Genomic DNA, 3,096 nt, shown 5'->3' on the forward strand with positions numbered 1-3,096 from the left:
TTATGCGGGTTCATAGCTTTCGCGCCTCCTCCCACAAACGTTCCTTCCCCACCTTCTGATACCAACCCTCAAACTCGGCCCGATGTTGCTGCCAGGGTTCCGAAAGCGGCCGGCGTGGATCTTTGCTGAGGGAGTACGCCATGCCTTCGATGAACCATTCCGGGCCAAGCCATAGTGTGAGAGCACCAAGCTGCTCTGCCTGAAGGTGGTGGACCATCTCATGGCGCACGTAATATGGTGTCCAACCTCTCGGACTGATGACTATTCCAAAGTTCCCGACGGTGCTTGCGGAAGCCTTTATGAACCCAAAAGACCGGAAGCAATCCTCCGTAGAACAGAATACAACGCGTGGATTGTGTTGAAATGGACCAACAGCCGAGGCGACGAAACGTAGAGCTCCCTCGTACAATTCGGATGCTTCCCGATACCGCAATGCATTATCGATACAGATCCTGGAGCTGACACAAGAGATATCGCCCGCCCATTCGGGCGCCAAGACCCGTATCGGCTTGAACATCGCCCATGCGATAGCAGGACTTGCTAGCAAACAGACGATCAGCGATGGTTTCAAGATCTGTCGCGGCACTCTATTTTTTCTCCTCGATAATTGCCCTCAGTGCGGCATTGAGTTCAGTTCCGGCCCACTCAGCGGGCCTGAGATTGAAAGGCCCTCCGGTAGATCGTTTAACGCGCATATCCGCAAGTACAGATCCCGATTGTACAGAGAGAGTCCTGATGCGAAAGTCCGCTTCGCTCGAACCAGCCCACAAGAACGGAAGTGAGTACGTAACAAATATCCGCGGGGTCAACTCTTCGATGCGCACCAAAATGACGGTATCAACGCCTTCCTCGGAAAACTTCGACACCAACTCCGACTCCGGCCTGCCGGACCAGTCTGAAACCTGCCTGATGCCGCCAGGAGCTGCAATACTTCCACAGGGAATTTCCCGGAACGCCCGCTCAATCTCTTCCAATGCCATTTGTTCACGTTTCTCAGGCTCCTTTTGATCATTCCGCCATGCCATTTCCGGCAAAATGGCAACGTGCCCGAGCGAGACTCCCCGTTTACCGCAAACTGCTTTGTCCCCGCCTGCGTGATAGGTTTGCATGGTCGTGCTGGCGCAACCAGAACTCATGAGCCCGACGAAAAAGCTGAACAGAATGCCGTTACGTTTCATGTTGCCTCTTGTGAACTGCGATGCATAACGCCGCTCATAACCGGCAGCAAAAAGTGGCGCGACGAAGGAGCGGCGCTTTTTACCGTCCGAGTTGATGGGATTGTCGTGCGTCGTCTTTTGGCTTTGGGTTATCGATTTTGACGCCAAAATTCGCAACCCTCCGGGCGTTAAATTCGCTCCCTTTGGCAATTCGTTGCAGGGCTTCTGTGGCTTTGCCTGCAATTTGTTTATTCCGCTCCGATGCATTAGCAAGTAGCCCGGATGGAGCGCAGTGGAATCCGGGAGACTCGATGCACCACTCGTCCCGGATTCCGTAAAGCTCCATCCGGGCTACGCTGGCCTTCATCCTCGGCATCTAAATATATCAATGATTCGTCCGCAGCACCTGCGTTAGTCTGTCACTATAGCAAGCCCGATTCTTACATCAAATTCGCAATGGCGAAGCCGCTTCCTGAATGTCCTGTTCTTTAGGGGAGCAATCTGAGAGGTGTAGCATGCGAACACATCGATTGCCATCACTCCGGCCCATCGCTTGTTTTCTCATGAGCCTGGCGGGCCACGCCGCGGATGCGTCAGCATCGCCATCCGATCCTCTAACGTCGTCTAGCGTTGTCGAACAGGGTCAAGGCCAGCCGGCCTCTGGTGAAGTCCAGGAGGGCGGGATTGCCCCAATGCAGAGTCTCACTGCCTTATTGCCGTGGCCGGGCGAATTCGCGCTGCGGACTTACAAAGGCTTTTATGTGACCGCGCTCGATGGGGGAGGAAGAATAGCCGAGCCTGTCCTCCTGACGACCGCGACGACAGCCGGGCCCTGGGAAAAGTTCACGTTTGCCGTGACTTACCCCGACACGCCTCATGACAAGAGCATTCAGACGTCCCGCGGCTATTATTTGACTGCGCTGAACGGAGGGGGCTTGACGGGTGGCGCTTTTCATACCGACGCGACGCAAGCCCTAGACTGGGAGCGGTTTCGGCTGCTCGACCTGAGCGTCGGCAACTTCGCGCCGAGTTATTATGCGATCAATACGATAAAGGGGTTTTATGTCACGGCAGTCGGAGCCGGCGGCAAATCCGCAGATGCCTTTCATACCGATGCGACGCAGATCCAAAATTGGGAAAAATTTCGGATCGTCAAGTGCGGCGACGTGGGATCGGGATTCGAGTATGGCATTCTGACCGCGGACGGCACATTTCTGTCCGCCGAGTTGCCGGGAGGCCGGTCATCGCAAGGGGACATAATAATAGTCGGACGGGCAGAACCGGAGTCGAGATTTAAATTCATCCGACAAAGCGACGGTTCCCATGCTCTGCAGACTTCCAATGGCGTGACCTTCGTTACCGCCCTCGGTGGTGGGGGACTCGTGCAAAAATATATCGACTGCGACCCGGGCTTTCCAGGCGCATGCATCAGTACCACATCGACCATCTTCCACACCGATGCGACACAAGTCCTAGCCTGGGAGAAATTCCGGATCATCGATCAGGGCAACTGCACCTATGCGCTTCAAACCTCGAGCGGGTTCAATGTGGGAATCTACCGAGACTCAGCTGGACACACCTTGCTCACCACCCGCCGCGACGGCGTATCGACATCGAACGAATTGTTCCAGCTAATAGTGTACGGCTTGGCTTCACCAGTGGTCCTGCAATGAGAGGGCTACACGCCCGCATGAGTACTATTACCCCGGCCTATAAACAAACATGAGCCGGGTTAATTCGGGGTGGGGATGCCCCACTCGGCGGCAAGCCGCGTCAGTCAAGGCCGGCCGTGTACCGGCCTTGGCCTCGGCCCGAAGTGCCAGGAAGGGATCGACGGGCCTGATTCACAATTAACAACATCTATCGGCAGATGGCCGCGCCCAAGATTTTCCGCGACAGCAGACAGCCGCTTCCCCCGTATCCGGAGTCGAGCGCCGTT

At 55.7% G+C, this 3,096-nt stretch carries 2 protein-coding genes; one reads left to right on the plus strand and one right to left on the minus strand.

The annotated features are described in order from the left end of the window. Positions 1-587: 587 nt before the first annotated feature. Positions 588-1,400 carry a hypothetical protein gene (locus ABJK70_RS22575; protein WP_077728912.1) on the minus strand — a complete coding sequence of 271 codons (813 nt, stop codon included), beginning with the start codon at positions 1,398-1,400 and terminating at the stop codon, positions 588-590. A 449-nt stretch (positions 1,401-1,849) separates the two neighbouring features. On the opposite strand from ABJK70_RS22575, the gene ABJK70_RS22580 reads away from it, so the two are divergent. Beyond that, a complete protein-coding gene (locus tag ABJK70_RS22580; protein WP_347259209.1) occupies positions 1,850-2,830 on the plus strand; it encodes a hypothetical protein in 981 nt (326 codons plus the stop codon). Positions 2,831-3,096 lie beyond the last annotated feature (266 nt).

The sequence above is a fragment of the Methylocaldum sp. genome, assembly GCF_039794385.1.
In the GTDB taxonomy this organism is placed as follows: Bacteria; Pseudomonadota; Gammaproteobacteria; order Methylococcales; family Methylococcaceae; genus Methylocaldum.

Bases quoted from the DNA above. Each gene is read 5' to 3' on its own strand.
- ABJK70_RS22580 (WP_347259209.1), top strand. From the start codon at position 1,850: ATGCAGAGTCTCACTGCCTTATTGCCGTGGCCGGGCGAATTCGCGCTG.